Origin of the sequence: Thioclava sp. GXIMD4216 (assembly GCF_037949285.1) — a bacterium.
Classification (GTDB): Bacteria; Pseudomonadota; Alphaproteobacteria; order Rhodobacterales; family Rhodobacteraceae; genus Thioclava; species Thioclava litoralis.
In genome coordinates this window covers 567,458-582,189 of record NZ_CP149926.1, presented here as the reverse complement: position 1 = coordinate 582,189, position 14,732 = coordinate 567,458, and the positions used below count along the sequence as shown (strand labels likewise).

The window sequence follows — 14,732 nt, the reverse complement described above, 5'->3', positions numbered from 1 at the left end:
AAGGGTCAGGCGGCCAGTCGATAGCCGCCGGATTCGGTCACCAGAAGGCGCGCATTGGTGGGATCGGGCTCGATCTTCTGGCGCAGGCGGTAGATATGGGTTTCCAGCGTGTGGGTGGTCACGCCCGCATTATAGCCCCAGACCTCATGCAGCAGGATATCGCGCGGCACCACACCATCGGGGGCACGGTAGAGGAACTTGAGGATATTCGTCTCTTTCTCGGTCAGGCGGATCTTCTTGTCCTTATCGTCGACAAGCAGTTTGAGCGAGGGTTTGAACGTATATGGGCCAAGCTGGAATACGGCGTCTTCCGACTGTTCATGCGTGCGAAGCTGGGCGCGCAGGCGGGCCAGAAGCACGGGGAATTTGAACGGCTTGGTGATGTAGTCATTGGCCCCCGAGTCGAGACCCAGAATGGTATCGGCATCGGTGTCATGGCCGGTCAGCATCACGATGGGGCATTTCACGCCCTGCTTGCGCAGCTTCTTGCACAGCTCGCGACCATCGGTATCGGGCAGACCCACATCGAGGAGGACCAGATCATAAAGACCCGCCTTGGCCTTCTCGACAGCTTCGGCACCATTGCCCGCTTCGAAGACGTCGAAATCCTCCGTCGCGACCAGTTGCTCGGCCAGTGCTTCGCGCAGATCGGTATCGTCATCCACCAGAAGGATTTTCTTCAAACCTGACATTCATGCCTCCGTTCCGGCGGACAGGCCCGTCAAGGGTCACGGCACCGCCAAGTCGTTACTTACATTCTTCGGGTTAGACTTTGTGCCGATACGCGAATTCGGCAAGGGGGGTGAAATCTTTCTCACGCGGACGTGTCAAAATCACGAGATATGTTTCAATTTGTTTCAGCCCCCGCTATCAGTTTCGCATGATGACCGGTTCTCTTTGCCCCTCGCCTGCCGAACGACTCAATCGCGCCCGCGCCGATTTGCGCATGGGGCTGCCGGTCGTGCTTGATGAAACGACGCTGGCCGCCTCGGTGGAAAGCCTCGATCCGGCGCGCCTTGCGGCGATGCGTGCGCTGGGGCCGCTGACCCTTGCCATCACCTCATGGCGGGCCGAAACGCTGAAGGCCCGCGTCTATGACGGGGATCTGGCCCGTATCATGGTCACCGAAAGCGCCGATCTGCGCTGGCTACAGGCCATCGCGGACCCCGCGGACGACCTTGCAACCCCGATGAAGGGGCCCTTCAGAACCCAGCGCGAGGACGACGCCTCGGTTGCGCGAGCCGCGATCCGCTTGGTGAAATCGGCCCAGCTTCTGCCTGCCGCGCTTCTGGTTCAGGTGGCTGACGCGCCCGAGGGCCTGACCCGCCTGACCGTCACCGAAGCGATGGAAGGCATGGCGAACGAGGCCCGTTTCGCGCCTGTCTCTGCCGCACGGGTGCCGTTGCGGGCCTCCGAAGCGGGGCGCGTGCATGTGTTCCGCCCCGATAATGGTGCCGAAGAGCATTATGCCATCGAGATCGGCGCGCCCGACAGGATGAAGCCCGTTCTGGCGCGGCTGCATTCGGCCTGTTTTACCGGCGACGTGCTGGGGTCCCTGAAATGCGATTGCGGCCCGCAGCTTGATGCCGCCTTGCGCCAGATGGGCGAGGCAGGGGCCGGTGTCCTGCTCTACCTCAACCAAGAGGGGCGCGGCATCGGGCTGGCCAACAAGATGCGCGCCTATTCGCTACAGGATCAGGGATTTGACACGGTGGAGGCCAATCACCGGCTGGGCTTTGAGGATGACGAGCGCGATTTCCGTATCGGGGCGGCTCTGCTGAAACGGCTGGGCTTTTCCCAGACGCGGCTGCTGACGAACAATCCCAAGAAGGTCGCCATGTTGCAAAGCCACGGCATAGATGTGGTGGAGCGGGTGCCGCTGAAAGTTGGGATGAGCCGCTTCAACGCCAATTATCTGGCAACCAAAGCGGCAAAATCGGGGCATATCCTGTGATGCGCCTCACGCCGCGGGGGCTGTGGATGCGCGGGCGGGTTCTGCCGGTGGAAATCGGTCGTGGCGGGCTGTCGGAGGACAAGCACGAGGGCGACGGGGCCACGCCGGTCGGGACGCTCCGGATTGTCGGCATGCGCTACCGCGCCGACCGGATCGCCGCGCCTGCGGCCTGGGCCATACCCATCGGGCCGCGCGATCTGTGGTGCGATGCCTCCGGCCATCCCGCCTATAACCAGCAGGTCCGCGCCCCCTTCCCTGCCAGCCACGAGATACTGCGTCGCGCCGACCCGCTTTACGATATCATCCTGCTGACAAGCTGGAATTACCCACAGGCAGAAGACGGCAAAGGCTCCGCCATTTTCCTGCATCAACGCCGCCGCGCGGGCTTTCCGACGGCGGGCTGTCTGGCCTTTCGCCGCGATCACCTGATCTGGCTGGCGCAGAATGTGGAACAGGGCGAGACCCTCGTGATCCCGCCCCTTGCCTGTTACCCGCATCGGCACACGGCCAAGCCGCGCGACAAGGCCTAGGCTTTGGCGTAATCGCGCGCGCCGAAAATGGCCGATCCCACACGCACATGGGTCGCCCCCGCCGCAATCGCGTCCTCGAAATCCGACGACATCCCCATCGACAGCCCCCAAAGCCCGTTGCGGCCCGCCATCTCGGCCAGCGCATCGAAATGCGGGCGGGCGGGGGCGCCCTCGGGGGGGATGCACATCAGCCCCTGCACCGGCAGGTCCATCGCAATCAGCTCTTTCACGAAGGCGTCCAGATCTTCGGGCAGGATACCGGCCTTCTGCGGCTCGCGGCCCGTATTCACCTGCACGAAAAGATCGGGCGTTTCACCGCGCTCCTGCGCCAGATGGGCCAGCTTCTTGGCCAGCGACATCCGGTCGACCGAATGGATCGCCTCGAACAGCTCGACCGCCAGCTTGGCCTTGTTCGATTGTAGCGGCCCGATCATTTCCACCCGCACATCGGGATAGGTCTCGCGCCAGCTTGGCCATTTGCCTTGCGCTTCCTGCACGTAGTTTTCCCCGAACAGCCTGTGGCCCTGCGCCAGAACGGCCTCGACACGTTCGGCAGGCTGGACCTTGGAGACCGCGATCAGCTGCACCGACCCCAGCGCACGCCCCGCACGTTTCTCGGCGCTCGCGATGCGCTCGATAATGTCTTCCAGCCCCATGATCCTGTCCTTTGCCTAAACCTCGTCGGGCGCAAGACACCACGCGACAGACAAAAAGGCAAAGCACAAATGCAAAAGAGCGGGCACAAGGCCCGCTCTTTCCGTTCAATCCGGTTAGGGATTAGAACGAGAACTTCATGCCGAGGTCGTACATGACATCGGTGTCGTCCAGGTTCGAGTCAGCGATACCGCCTTTGACCGACAGACCGCCGCCCAGATCGTATTCTGCGCCCAGACCGTACCAGGTCACGTCGTCCGAACCGTCAGTGAAGTAAACGCCATCGTCCAGCTCAGCGTATTGGACGTAGCCACCGAAGGTCCATGCGTCCATGGTGTAGTCGGCGCCGATTGCGAAGTAGTTGTCAACCGGGTTGTCTTTGCCGCCTTTAGCGTAGACTGCTTTCACGTTCAGGTCGTTGAACGCGCCAACAAATGCCAGCTCAACCTGGTCCATTTTGTTTGCGGTGTACTCTTCGAGATACAAATCACCGGTGGTTGCATCGGTCAGAACCGTACCGGTGGTCAGGCCGGTGCCGAAGTTGCCAGCATCGTTGCTGTCAGCATATTCGTAGCCGATACCGAAGGTGTAGTTCTGCCAGGTGTAGGCAGCTGCAACAGCCATCTCTTGGTGATCGTTCTGATCGGTGTAGCCTTCTTTGCCATCCGAGAACGATGCTGCCAGCGAGATCGGGCCGGTCGAGTAGGTGTACAGCAGAACGGGGTTTTCGTTGCCTGCGATACCGAGGTTGCTGTCGCCGGTCAGGTACGCGATGTCGTTGCCGAGACGGCCTTCTTCGTCGCCCAGATCGGTGTAGCCAACTTCGTAGAAGTCGCCCCACAGTGCTTCGGGTGCGCCAACTGCGTCGCCCATTTCAACACGGCCGAACGAACCCGAAACGAACACGGTGCCCGCGCCGCCTTTGGATGCCGAAGCGCCGTTTTCGTCTTCTTGGTCAACACGGAACGAACCGCCGAATGCGATACCCGAGTCCGACTCACCCGACAGGGTGAATTTCACACGTGCACGGCTCGAGAAGTTGATCGCGTCGTCAACCGACTTGACACCCATACGGCCGTCGCCCGAAAGCGAAACTTCTGCTGCTGCGACGCCTGCGGACAGGACCAGAGCGGTCGTCGCGAAGAGAACCTTTTTCATCGTTTTCCCTCATTGTCTCTAAGGTCAGCCCCAACTCAGGGAAATCCGAATTGGGTATGGCAGTCTTTTCACCCTCTGCGCCGCGCAATGCAACGAAAAGCAAAGCCTCGTGAGCACAGGCATATTTGCGTGGTGCACTCTTGCCACACCCCGCCACACGGCGCGGCCCCGCCAATGCGCCCTTTTCTGGCAGTGTGATGACGAATGTTTAAAGGGAAATGCCTTGTCCCCTCTTGGGCCATAAGATAAGGACAAAACCAATAGACGACACTAGATCCTGCGCGCGTGTATGAAGTGTGTGTGGCAGGCGATCAGGGGGCAGCGTTTTGATGACGATCCAAAAGACCATCCGCATGACGGCAGTTGGCGGCCTTATTCTGTCTCTGGCTGCATGCGGCCATAATTTCACGTGGAATCAGAAAAATGCGCCCGAGGGCGGATATCGCGATGTTTCGAAAGAATCGCATATGAGCGATGATGTCGAAGGCGCGACCCGCACGAATCCGGCGGATCGTGGCCCGCGTTCGACGCTGTTCGATCTGTTCAAAAACAATGACGACCCGAATGTGACGGTCGAGGTGAACAAATATATCTGGCAGGCCAGCCTTGATGTGCTCGATTTCCTGCCGATCCAGTCGGTCGACCCGTTCACCGGCGTGATCGTCACCGGCTATGGCACCCCGCCCGGCGGTGGCCGTGCCTATCGTGCCACGATCCATGTCACGGACCCGGCACTGGATGCGCGCTCGTTGAAAGTCGCGCTCGAATCGCGTGGCGGGACGGTATCGGCGGAAACCGTGCAGGCGGTCGAGGATGCGATCCTGACCCGCGCCCGCCAGCTGCGCGTGGCCGATTCGAAGCTGTAAGCGGCCCCGACAGAGGTTCCGAAACGCCCGGCCAAGTGCCGGGCGTTTTGCATAGGGGCCATGCTTTATCCCCAAGCTGTCTGGACCTTGGCCCTGTGGACAGTGTAGCAAGCACGTAAATACAGTAATTCGCAGCTCAAGGGGCGAGACATGGCGCAATACGCACCGAGCCAGACCGAACAGAAATGGCAAGACGCATGGGCGGAGGCCGGTGTTTTCACCGCCAAGCCCGATGCCGATAAAGAGAAATACTATGTGCTCGAGATGTTCCCCTATCCGTCGGGGCGCATCCATATGGGCCATGTGCGCAACTACACCATGGGGGATGTGGTTGCCCGTTACAAAATGAGCTGCGGTCTGGCCGTGCTGCACCCGATGGGCTGGGACGCCTTCGGGATGCCCGCCGAGAATGCCGCGATGGCCTCGGGCGGTCATCCGAAAGACTGGACCTATGCCAATATCGAGACGATGAAGGGCCAGTTGCGCCCGCTGGGCTTCTCGCTTGACTGGACGCGCGAATTCGCGACCTGCGATCCGGAATATTACGGCCAGCAGCAGGCGATGTTCCTTGATATGCTGGAAAAGGGTCTGGTCTATCGCAAGAATGCCGTCGTGAACTGGGATCCGGTCGATATGACCGTTCTGGCCAACGAACAGGTGATCGACGGCAAGGGCTGGCGCTCGGGCGCGGATGTCGAGCGTAAGGAACTGACGCAATGGTTCTTCAAGATCTCCGATATGGCGGGCGATCTTCTGGACAGCCTCGATAATCTGAAGGACTGGCCCGAGAAGGTGCGCCTGATGCAGGCCAACTGGATCGGCAAGTCGCAGGGCCTCGAATTCGGCTTTGAAACGCTGAATGCGCCTGCCGGTTTTGAGACCATCGACTGCTATACCACCCGTCCCGACACACTGATGGGCGCGGGCTTTGTGGGGATCTCGCCCGATCACCCGCTGGCGAAAGAGCTGGAGAAGGGCAACCCCGAGTTTGCCGCCTTCCTCGCGGACTGTCGCAAGGGCGGCACCACCGAAGAAGCCATCGAGACCGCCGAGAAGCTGGGCCGCGACACCGGCATCCGCGTGAAACACCCGCTGGACCCGAATTGGGAACTGCCCGTCTGGGTCGCCAACTTCATCCTGATGGATTACGGCACCGGCGCGATCTTCGGCTGCCCCGCCCATGACGAGCGCGATTTCGAATTTGCCACCAAATATTCGCTGCCGATCACCCCTGTCTTCACCGCCGAAGGCGCGGAAGAGGCGGCGCTGACCGAAGCCTTCGTTCCCGCCAAAACCGAGAAGGTCCGCTATATCCGCGGATTCGCGGGCAATGACCTGCAAACCGGCGAAGAGGGCGTAGCTACAGCGATCAAGTTCGCCGAAGACAAGGGCTTTGGCAAAGGCGTGACCAAGTTCCGCCTGCGCGACTGGGGCCTGTCGCGTCAGCGCTATTGGGGCTGCCCGATTCCGGTTGTCCATTGCCCGACCTGCGGCGTGGTCCCCGAATCGAAGGCCAATCTGCCCGTCCGCCTGCCCGATGACGTCGCTTTCGACGTGCCCGGCAACCCGCTGGACCGTCACCCGACATGGCGCGATTGCACCTGCCCGAAATGTGGGGCAGCGGCCAAGCGTGAAACCGACACGATGGACACCTTTGTGGACAGCTCGTGGTATTACTCGCGCTTCACCTGCGCGCGGGCCGATACGCCCACCACCGACGAGACGAAATACTGGATGAATGTCGACCAGTATATCGGCGGCATCGAGCATGCGATTCTCCACCTGCTGTACTCGCGCTTCTTCGCCCGTGCGATGAATGAGACCGGCCATCTGCCCGATTCGGCCCGCGAGCCCTTCAACGCGCTGTTCACCCAAGGCATGGTGACCCATGCGATCTTCAAGACCACCGGAGCAGACGGTCGCCCCGTCTATCACTATCCCGAACAGGTCGAAGAGCGCGAAGACGGCACCTATGTGAAGGAAACGGGCGAGAAGGTCACCGTGGTGCCCTCGGCCAAGATGTCGAAATCGAAGAACAACGTCGTGGACCCGATGAATATCATCCGCGATTTCGGCGCCGATACCGCACGCTGGTTTGTTATGTCCGACAGCCCGCCCGAGCGTGATGTCGAATGGACGGCGGCCGGTGCGGAAGCCGCCAGCAAGTTCCTTGCCCGTGTCTGGCGCATTGCCAATGACATCGCGGAAGGGGCCGATGGCGAGGCAAAGGCCGATGAAGACCTGATGCGCGCGACCCATAAGGCCATCGACGAGATCACCAAATCCATCGAGGGCTTCGCCTTCAACAAGGCGATCGCGAAACTCTATGAACAGGCCAACACCCTGTCGAAAACGCAGGCCTCGAATGCGGCCCGCCGCGAGGCAATGAAGCTGACCGCGCAGCTGATGTCGCCGATGGTGCCGCATTTGGCCGAGGATATCTGGGCGTTGATGGGCGGCGAGGGTTTCGTGGTGAAAGCCGCTTGGCCCAAGGCCGATCCGGCGTTGGTGGTGGATGACAACGTCACCCTGCCGATCCAGATCAATGGCAAGCGCCGCTCGGAACTGAGCGTGCCGAAGGATATGCCCAAAGACGAGGTTGAAAAACGGGTTCTGGCAGACGAGCATGTGCAAAAGGCGCTGGCCGGTGGGCAGCCCAAGAAACTGATCGTTGTTCCGGGGCGTATCGTCAATGTGGTCATCTAACCGCCGAACCTTCCTGCTGGGGGCGCTTGCCGCCCCCGCTTTGGCCGCTTGCGGCTTCACTCCCGCCTATGGCCCGCAGGGCGGTGGCGCGAAACTCCTGTCGGCCTTGCAGGTCGATGCCCCCCAAAGCCAGGACGACTTCGCCTATCGCCGCCGCCTGTCCGAACGTCTGGGTCCGGCGCAAACTCCGCGCTACCGCCTGTCCTACACGATCACCACCGGCGTCATGGGGCAGGCCATTAGCCAGGACGATGTGACCAACCGCTATTCGCTCAACGGAACGGCCACCTACCGGCTGTATGATATGGCCAATGATGCGGTCCTGTTGACGGGGCGTGTCAGCTCCTTCACCAGCTGGTCGGCAACCGGCACCATTGTTGCTACCCAGACCGCCGAGCGCGACGCCCATAAACGCCTGATGCGTATTCTGGCAGACCAGACCGTGACACGGCTTCTGGCGCAGGCCGGATCGCTTCCCGAATAACCCCATGCGGGCCGTTCCGGCCTTTGCAAGCAAGACCGGCCCAAGAAAGACTCTGGCATGAAACTGACCGGCGCCGCTGCCACACGCTATTTTGCCAAGCCCGATCCAGACCGTATGGGACTGCTGATCTTCGGGGCGGATGCGATGCGGGTGGCCTTGCGCCGACAAGAGATGTTGAAGGCGCTTCTGGGGCCCACCGCCGAAGAAGAGATGCGGCTGACCCGCATCGAAGCCTCCGAGCTGCGCCGCGACAGTGCCTTGCTGGCCGATGCCGTCAAAGCCGTGGGCTTCTTCCCCGGCCCTCGGGCGGTTTTCGTGGAACAGGCAACCGACGGTCTGACCGATGCCATCGCAGCGGCGGTCAAGGACTGGCATGCGGGGGACGCACAGATTGTGGTCACCGCAGGGTCGCTGACCGCCAAATCCAAGCTGCGCAAGGTCTTCGAGACCCATCAGAACGCCTATGCCATCGGCATCTATGACGACCCGCCCTCGCGCGAGGAAATCGAGGATATCCTCAAACGCGCGGGCATTGCCCAGATGACGCCCGAGGCCACGACAGACCTGCATAACCTCGCCCGCGCCCTTGATCCGGGTGACTTCCGGCAAACGGTTGATAAGCTTGCGCTTTATATGCATGGCGAAAGCGCCCCTGTCACCCCCGCCGATATCCATGCCTGCGCGCCCGCCACCATCGAGGCAGGCACGGATGATCTGTTGAACATCGTTGCCGAAGGCCGCGCCAATGAGCTGGGGCCCATGATGACCCGCCTGACCGGTCAGGGTATCCAGCCCGTCGCACTTGCCATTCAGGCGCTGCGCCACTTCCGCGCCCTCCATGCTGCGGCCTCCGACCCCGGCGGCCCCGGAGCAGGCATCGCCAAGATGCGCCCGCCCATCTTCGGCCCACGCCGCGACCGGATGCAAAGACAGGCGCAAAGCTGGGGCATGTTCCGTCTGGAAGAGGCGCTCCAGATCCTGATCGAGACCGACCTCACCCTGCGGTCCGCCTCGCGCGCACCACAAATGGCCCTGATCGAGCGTGCCTTCCTTCGGCTGTCGATGATGGCCAGACGATGACGGCGCTGGTCATTGGCGCAGGCCCTGCGGGGCTGATGGCCGCCGAACAGATCGCCCGCGCAGGCCACCGCGTGACCGTGGCAGATGCGATGCCCACCCCTGCCCGCAAATTCCTGATGGCGGGCAAATCGGGGCTGAATCTCACCAAAGACGAACCGCCCGAGGCCCTTGCCGCCCATTACCCCGAGGCATGGATCCGCCCCTATGTCACATCCTTCGGCGCCGCGCAGATGCAGGCCTTCGCCCGCGACCTCGGCATCGACATCTTCACGGGCTCCAGCGGACGCGTCTTCCCCACCGGCATGAAAGCCTCGCCTTTCCTGCGCGCATGGCTCGCCCGCCTCGACAGCCTCGGCGTCACAAGACACCAACGCTGGCACTGGACGGGCTGGGACGGCACCGCCGTCCTTTTCAACACCCCCGACGGCCCGCAAAGACTGACCCCCAAGGTCTGCGTCCTCGCCTTGGGCGGTGCCTCATGGCCCAAACTCGGCTCGACAGGCGGCTGGACCGACGCGCTCAAGGCAAAAGGCGTCCTCCTCACCCCCTTCCAACCCGCCAATATGGGCTTCCACATCGACTGGTCGCCCCATATGCACCCCCATTTCGGCAGCCCGCTGAAATCCATCGCGCTCATTACCCCGACCCGCAGCCTGAAAGCAGAATGCGTTCTCTCTGCCCGAGGGCTGGAAGGCGGCGGCATCTATGAACTCTCGGCCGAATTGCGCAATGGCGCCCCGCTGGCACTGGACCTGCTGCCCGACACGCCACTCGACGCACTTGCACAGAAACTCGCCAAACCCCGCGGCAAGGCAAGCCTCTCCAACCACCTGCGCAAAATCACCAGACTCGACCCGACCAAACTGGCACTCCTGAACGAATGGGCCCGCCCGCTGCCCTCTGACCCAGTCCAACTGGCCCGACGCCTGAAACATCTCCCCACTCCCTTGGGCGCGCCCTTCCCGATCACCGAAGCCATCTCCACGGCAGGCGGCATCGCCGCCACGGCCCTGACAGACGGCCTCGAACTCACAGCCATCCCCAACACCTTCGCCGCAGGGGAAATGCTCGACTGGGAGGCCCCGACAGGCGGCTACCTGCTGACCGCCTGCTTCGCCACCGGATATGCCGCAGGCCGCGCCGCCGCCCGAAGGCTCTCAACCCTTCCAGCTGCCTGACCTTCCAGCTGCCTGAAATATCCCGGGGTGAATGGCCCGCAAGGGCCAGAGGGGCAGAGCCCCTGCCGCGATTGTATCCATCACAAGCCCCCGCTTGACGCGCCAGAGCATTCCCCCGACTGTGGCCGCAAGACAGGGAGCCCCCATGCAAAACCAACGCCTTTTCACCCCGATCCTGATCGGATCCGCCATTATCCTGATGATCAGCTTCGCCATCCGCGCAAGTTTCGGGGTCTTCCAGATCCCGATCGCCGAAGAGTTCAGCTGGCCCCGCGCCGAGTTCTCGCTCGCCATCGCCATCCAGAACCTGTTCTGGGGGATCGGCCAACCCATTTTCGGGGCCATCGCCGAACGTTTCGGCGACCGTCGGGCAATCATTCTGGGGGCCTTCCTTTACGCCGCAGGGCTGGTCTTTTCCTCCTTCGCGACAACGGCTCTGCAACACCAGTTTCTTGAAACCCTCGTCGGGTTCGGCATTGCGGGCACAGGCTTTGGCGTCATCCTCGCCATCGTCGGGCGGGCCAGCTCCGACAAGAACCGGTCTCTGGCGCTTGGCATCGCCACGGCCGCAGGGTCGGCGGGGCAAGTCTTCGGTGCCCCTCTGGCCGAGATCCTGCTGGCCTTCATGAGCTGGCAGAGCGTCTTCATAATCTTCGCCCTGATGATCCTTGCCACCCTCTCCCTGCTGCCCATGCTGCGCGCCCCCGAGGCCAGCGCCCCGAACGGTCCGAGCGAAAGCATGGGGCAGGTGCTGGGCCGCGCGTTCCGCGACCCGAGCTATTCGCTGATTTTTATCGGCTTCTTCTCCTGCGGCTACCAGCTTGGCTTCATCACGGCGCATTTCCCCGCCATGATTACCGAAATGTGCGGCGCCATCGCTCCCGGCTCGCTTCTGGCAGGGCTCGGCATCGAGACAACCTCGGCGCTTGGGGCGGTCTCGATTGCCGTCATCGGCATGGCCAATATCGCAGGCACCGTCTTTGCGGGCTGGGCCGGCCATCGCTGGTCCAAGAAATACCTGCTGGCCACGGTTTATCTGGGCCGGACGATTGCGGCAGGGGCCTTCATCCTGTTGCCGATCACCCCTGCCTCTGTGCTGGTCTTCTCGCTGGTGATGGGCGCGTTGTGGCTGGCCACGGTGCCGCTGACCTCAGGGCTGGTGGCTCAGATTTACGGGCTGCGCTATATGGGCACGCTCTACGGGGTGGTGTTTTTCAGCCATCAGCTTGGGGCGTTTCTGGGCGTCTGGCTGGGCGGGCGGTTTTACGACATCTACGGCAATTACACCGCGGTCTGGTGGGTGGGCGTCGGGGTCGGGCTGCTCTCGGCCATCATCCATCTGCCCGTGAGAGAACGCCCGCTGGACCTGCAAACCGCCTGAGCCAGCACGCAACGAAAGCCCCGCATCTGCGGGGCTTTTTCCTTCAGGCACCGCTTGTCGCGTCAGAACGCATAGCTTACCCCGATATTCACCGCATTGGTGACAAGATCCGTCGTCAGGCTGCCGCCCTGCTTGAAATCCACATCATTGCGCGACCATGTAAACTGGTATTCGCCAAAGGCCGACCAGCGTTCGGTAAAAGCATAGCTGACGCCCGCGCCCAGCCGGACCGCAGGACCGCCCAGCTGATACCCCCAGGTGCGGTCATTGGCCGTCACCGTCTCAACATGCGGGATGGACACCCCGACCCCTCCCAGCACATAGGGCGTCACCTCTGGCCGCAGCACACCGGGCCAGCGATACATCACATTGACCGTGGCGATATTCAGCCCGTCCGAAAACTCGAAATGCGACATACCGGCCTTGGCCAATGTGGCGCGATCGGCATAGACCTTGGTATGCGTAAACTCCGCGCCCCAGCCAAAACGGGCATCCTGCCAGCGGGTGATACGCGCCCCCCAGTAATAGGGGGCCGTCCAGGAGTTCCCGTCCCAACCGGCTGTAAAGTCGCGGTCACCAAGGTCGAGATGATCGCGGATCCTGACCCCCGAATGCGGAGCGGACTGGCCGCCCAGATAGACCGAGACGTCCGTTTCAGCCAATACGGGTTCAGCCAGCGCAAGCCCCGCGCACCCGCAGGCGACAATTCCGCAGGCAACGCCCCTTGCACGGACCCGCATCGCTCATACTCCCTTTCTGGTACGCAATGGCTTGGCCCGACGCAGCGCGAAAACCTGCGCCGGAAGCCACGCTCCTACGGCAAGAACCGGACGCATCCCGCGACGGGCTGCACGACCCGCCGCTTTCGCGCCCCGTCTCAGCACCCGCCGCATGAAGCTTTCGCGCCGGAACAGGCCATTGCAGGCGATCCCCCAGATCGCGCCCGCCAGAACCTGCCAGATGTCATGATTATGCGACTGGATACGGCTGGCACCGGTGAATGCCGCTGCCAGAATCACAGCCCCCTTTGCCACAGGGCTGGAAAGCAGGCAGCTGTTCACAAGGCTTGCAGCCCCGAATGTGGCCGTCGCGGTATGGCCCGAGGGGAAGCCATAAGGCTTGCCATTGGGCCGCGTGTTCAGCGGAATATCCCCAAGCGTGCGTTTGGTGCCGTGAATTCCGGCAAACAGCACCACATAGCGGCCCAGATATTCGAGGCCATTGCCATTGGCGATCTCGCAGCCCAGCGCCAGAACCGGCAGCGCGATTTGCAGGTGGTCGCCATAGCGGCGCGGGCTGGGTGGGCTAAGCGCGATCACCAGCGCCAGAATCCCCATCACCAGAAGCGGCACCCGCTTTGCACGCAGGCGGCGGCCCGAAGACAGGGAAAAGCTGCGCAAAGGCTGGTTGATCATGGACCACTCCACAACATAAAACGTTGTGGAGAGTTTTCGGAAACGAACCTTACAACCAGATGACAGCCTGTCGGAAAAGGCCGTCTAGCGCGCGTCCTGATCCAGCCCCTGATCTAGCAGAGCCTGCAATCCGGTGCGATAATCGGGATATTTCAGCGTGACGCCCAGCTCATCCTTGATGCGGTCGTTCTTCACGCGGCGCGATTCAGAATAGAAACTGCGCGCCATCGGCGACATCTCGGCGCTATCGAAATCGACCACGGGTGGTTTGGGCAGGTTCAGCAACTCGGCAGCATAGGCCAGCACCTCGCCCGGATCGATGGGGCAATCGTCGCAGACATTCCACGCCCCCGCCAGATCACGGCGCAGGATCGCGGCATGGACCACCTGCGCGATATCCTCGACATGGATGCGCGAAAACACCTGCCCCGGTTTGTTGATGATACGGGCCTTGCCTTGGCGCACCTTTTCGAAAGGACCTCGTCCCGGACCATAGATACCCGCCAGCCGGAACAGATTGACCGGAATATCGGCAATCTGGCCCAGACGCGTCCACATCTCTTCGGCCTGAAGGCGGGCGCGCCCCCGCGCGGTAGAGGGCGTGCGCTCGGAATATTCATCCACCCAGCCGCCCTCACGGTCGCCATAGACGCCGATGGTGGACAGATAGCCGATCCATTCGAGCTGCGGCGCATGGGCGATCTCCATCGCAGCGCAGGCCAGCACTGGGTCCATCTGGTCCTCGCCACGCTCGGGCGCCACGGATGACAGGATATGCGTGGCCTCATCCAGAGGCAGCACCGACGGATCATCAGGCGCGGTCCAGATAATCGGCTTGACCCCCTGCGCCTCGGCCAAAGCAGCACTTTCTTCCGTGCGGACGGTGCCATAGACCGTCCAGCCATTCTCGATCAGCGCCGGAGCAATCGCGCGGGCCGAATAGCCATGCCCGATGGAAAGAAGGGTCTTCATGGCTTTGCCTCGCTATGTTTGTCGATATGGCCCAGATCGCGGTCGGGTTCGATCACATCGCGGATGCGGCGCTTGATCTCTTTGGGTTCGGGGAAGCCGCCATCGCGCTTGCGCTCCCAGATCAGATCGCCATCCAGCCGGATTTCATAGACCCCGCCATAGCCGGGGATCAGCGAGACCTCGGCCAGATCCTCGGTGAAGGTCTGCAACAGTTCCTGCGCCATCCATCCGGCACGCAAAAGCCAGTTGCAGCCGGTGCAATAGGTGATCGAGATCTTGGGTTTTCGCATCTGTGTCATACGGAAGATGTAGCGCGGACAAAACGTCAAAACAACGCATGATGTTCGCACCATC

15 protein-coding genes are annotated in these 14,732 nt (G+C 62.1%); 8 read left to right on the top strand and 7 right to left on the bottom strand.

Going from position 1 to position 14,732, the window contains the following annotated elements:
* Positions 1–5: 5 nt before the first annotated feature.
* Complete coding sequence (locus tag WDB88_RS02920) at positions 6–692, bottom strand: response regulator transcription factor (protein WP_339108708.1); 687 nt, start codon at positions 690–692, stop codon at positions 6–8.
* 188 nt (positions 693–880) lie between these two features.
* Here WDB88_RS02920 and ribA point away from each other — a divergent pair, with 188 nt between their 5' ends.
* Both ribA and WDB88_RS02910 read left to right on the top strand, forming a co-directional pair.
* The gene (gene ribA, locus WDB88_RS02915; protein ID WP_339108707.1) at positions 881–1,954 is read left to right on the top strand and encodes a GTP cyclohydrolase II; all 1,074 of its coding nucleotides are present in this window, start codon (positions 881–883) and stop codon (positions 1,952–1,954) included.
* A complete protein-coding gene (locus WDB88_RS02910; protein WP_339109457.1) occupies positions 1,954–2,484 on the top strand; it encodes a L,D-transpeptidase family protein in 531 nt (176 codons plus the stop codon). The genes ribA and WDB88_RS02910 overlap by 1 nt, the downstream gene beginning before the upstream one ends.
* Here WDB88_RS02910 and WDB88_RS02905 read toward each other — a convergent pair.
* Positions 2,481–3,140: a YggS family pyridoxal phosphate-dependent enzyme gene (locus WDB88_RS02905; protein ID WP_339108706.1), complete on the bottom strand. Its 660-nt coding sequence runs from the start codon at positions 3,138–3,140 to the stop codon at positions 2,481–2,483. The two genes, WDB88_RS02910 and WDB88_RS02905, sit on opposite strands and share 4 nt — an antisense overlap.
* 121 nt (positions 3,141–3,261) lie before the next feature.
* Complete coding sequence (locus WDB88_RS02900) at positions 3,262–4,296, bottom strand: porin (protein WP_339108705.1); 1,035 nt, start codon at positions 4,294–4,296, stop codon at positions 3,262–3,264.
* A gap of 467 nt (positions 4,297–4,763) precedes the next feature.
* Between WDB88_RS02900 and WDB88_RS02895 the strand changes: the two genes are divergently transcribed.
* From WDB88_RS02895 to WDB88_RS02870, 6 genes are all read left to right on the top strand, one after another.
* Positions 4,764–5,162 carry a DUF3576 domain-containing protein gene (locus WDB88_RS02895; RefSeq protein ID WP_339108704.1) on the top strand — a complete coding sequence of 133 codons (399 nt, stop codon included), beginning with the start codon at positions 4,764–4,766 and terminating at the stop codon, positions 5,160–5,162.
* A gap of 150 nt (positions 5,163–5,312) precedes the next feature.
* Positions 5,313–7,868 carry a leucine--tRNA ligase gene (gene leuS, locus WDB88_RS02890; protein WP_339108703.1) on the top strand — a complete coding sequence of 852 codons (2,556 nt, stop codon included), beginning with the start codon at positions 5,313–5,315 and terminating at the stop codon, positions 7,866–7,868.
* Positions 7,855–8,352 carry an LPS assembly lipoprotein LptE gene (gene lptE, locus WDB88_RS02885; protein WP_339108702.1) on the top strand — a complete coding sequence of 166 codons (498 nt, stop codon included), beginning with the start codon at positions 7,855–7,857 and terminating at the stop codon, positions 8,350–8,352. The genes leuS and lptE overlap by 14 nt, the downstream gene beginning before the upstream one ends.
* 57 nt (positions 8,353–8,409) lie before the next feature.
* Positions 8,410–9,432 (top strand): DNA polymerase III subunit delta, encoded by a 1,023-nt coding sequence (locus tag WDB88_RS02880; RefSeq protein ID WP_339108701.1) that lies wholly within the window; start codon positions 8,410–8,412, stop codon positions 9,430–9,432.
* Complete coding sequence (locus WDB88_RS02875; RefSeq protein ID WP_339108700.1) at positions 9,429–10,610, top strand: TIGR03862 family flavoprotein; 1,182 nt, start codon at positions 9,429–9,431, stop codon at positions 10,608–10,610. Before WDB88_RS02880 ends, WDB88_RS02875 begins: the two co-directional genes overlap by 4 nt.
* 145 nt (positions 10,611–10,755) lie before the next feature.
* A complete protein-coding gene (locus WDB88_RS02870) occupies positions 10,756–11,991 on the top strand; it encodes an MFS transporter (protein WP_339108699.1) in 1,236 nt (411 codons plus the stop codon).
* A gap of 62 nt (positions 11,992–12,053) precedes the next feature.
* Here the strand turns inward: WDB88_RS02870 and WDB88_RS02865 are convergent, their stop codons facing one another.
* From WDB88_RS02865 to WDB88_RS02850, 4 genes are all read right to left on the bottom strand, one after another.
* Positions 12,054–12,653: an outer membrane beta-barrel protein gene (locus tag WDB88_RS02865; protein ID WP_339108698.1), complete on the bottom strand. Its 600-nt coding sequence runs from the start codon at positions 12,651–12,653 to the stop codon at positions 12,054–12,056.
* 81 nt (positions 12,654–12,734) lie between these two features.
* Complete coding sequence (locus WDB88_RS02860; protein WP_339108697.1) at positions 12,735–13,406, bottom strand: phosphatase PAP2 family protein; 672 nt, start codon at positions 13,404–13,406, stop codon at positions 12,735–12,737.
* Positions 13,407–13,490: 84 nt separating this feature from the next.
* The gene (locus WDB88_RS02855; RefSeq protein WP_339108696.1) at positions 13,491–14,378 is read right to left on the bottom strand and encodes an SDR family oxidoreductase; all 888 of its coding nucleotides are present in this window, start codon (positions 14,376–14,378) and stop codon (positions 13,491–13,493) included.
* Positions 14,375–14,677 (bottom strand): SelT/SelW/SelH family protein, encoded by a 303-nt coding sequence (locus WDB88_RS02850; protein WP_339108695.1) that lies wholly within the window; start codon positions 14,675–14,677, stop codon positions 14,375–14,377. The genes WDB88_RS02855 and WDB88_RS02850 overlap by 4 nt, the downstream gene beginning before the upstream one ends.
* Positions 14,678–14,732 lie beyond the last annotated feature (55 nt).

Bases quoted from the DNA above. Each gene is read 5' to 3' on its own strand.
- WDB88_RS02870 (WP_339108699.1), top strand. From the start codon at position 10,756: ATGCAAAACCAACGCCTTTTCACCCCGATCCTGATCGGATCCGCCATT.
- WDB88_RS02910 (WP_339109457.1), top strand. From the start codon at position 1,954: ATGCGCCTCACGCCGCGGGGGCTGTGGATGCGCGGGCGGGTTCTGCCG.
- WDB88_RS02895 (WP_339108704.1), top strand. From the start codon at position 4,764: ATGAGCGATGATGTCGAAGGCGCGACCCGCACGAATCCGGCGGATCGT.
- ribA (WP_339108707.1), top strand. From the start codon at position 881: ATGATGACCGGTTCTCTTTGCCCCTCGCCTGCCGAACGACTCAATCGC.
- WDB88_RS02850 (WP_339108695.1), bottom strand. From the start codon at position 14,677: ATGACACAGATGCGAAAACCCAAGATCTCGATCACCTATTGCACCGGC.
- leuS (WP_339108703.1), top strand. From the start codon at position 5,313: ATGGCGCAATACGCACCGAGCCAGACCGAACAGAAATGGCAAGACGCA.
- WDB88_RS02905 (WP_339108706.1), bottom strand. From the start codon at position 3,140: ATGGGGCTGGAAGACATTATCGAGCGCATCGCGAGCGCCGAGAAACGT.
- WDB88_RS02920 (WP_339108708.1), bottom strand. From the start codon at position 692: ATGTCAGGTTTGAAGAAAATCCTTCTGGTGGATGACGATACCGATCTG.
- lptE (WP_339108702.1), top strand. From the start codon at position 7,855: ATGTGGTCATCTAACCGCCGAACCTTCCTGCTGGGGGCGCTTGCCGCC.
- WDB88_RS02875 (WP_339108700.1), top strand. From the start codon at position 9,429: ATGACGGCGCTGGTCATTGGCGCAGGCCCTGCGGGGCTGATGGCCGCC.
- WDB88_RS02880 (WP_339108701.1), top strand. From the start codon at position 8,410: ATGAAACTGACCGGCGCCGCTGCCACACGCTATTTTGCCAAGCCCGAT.
- WDB88_RS02855 (WP_339108696.1), bottom strand. From the start codon at position 14,378: ATGAAGACCCTTCTTTCCATCGGGCATGGCTATTCGGCCCGCGCGATT.
- WDB88_RS02900 (WP_339108705.1), bottom strand. From the start codon at position 4,296: ATGAAAAAGGTTCTCTTCGCGACGACCGCTCTGGTCCTGTCCGCAGGC.
- WDB88_RS02860 (WP_339108697.1), bottom strand. From the start codon at position 13,406: ATGATCAACCAGCCTTTGCGCAGCTTTTCCCTGTCTTCGGGCCGCCGC.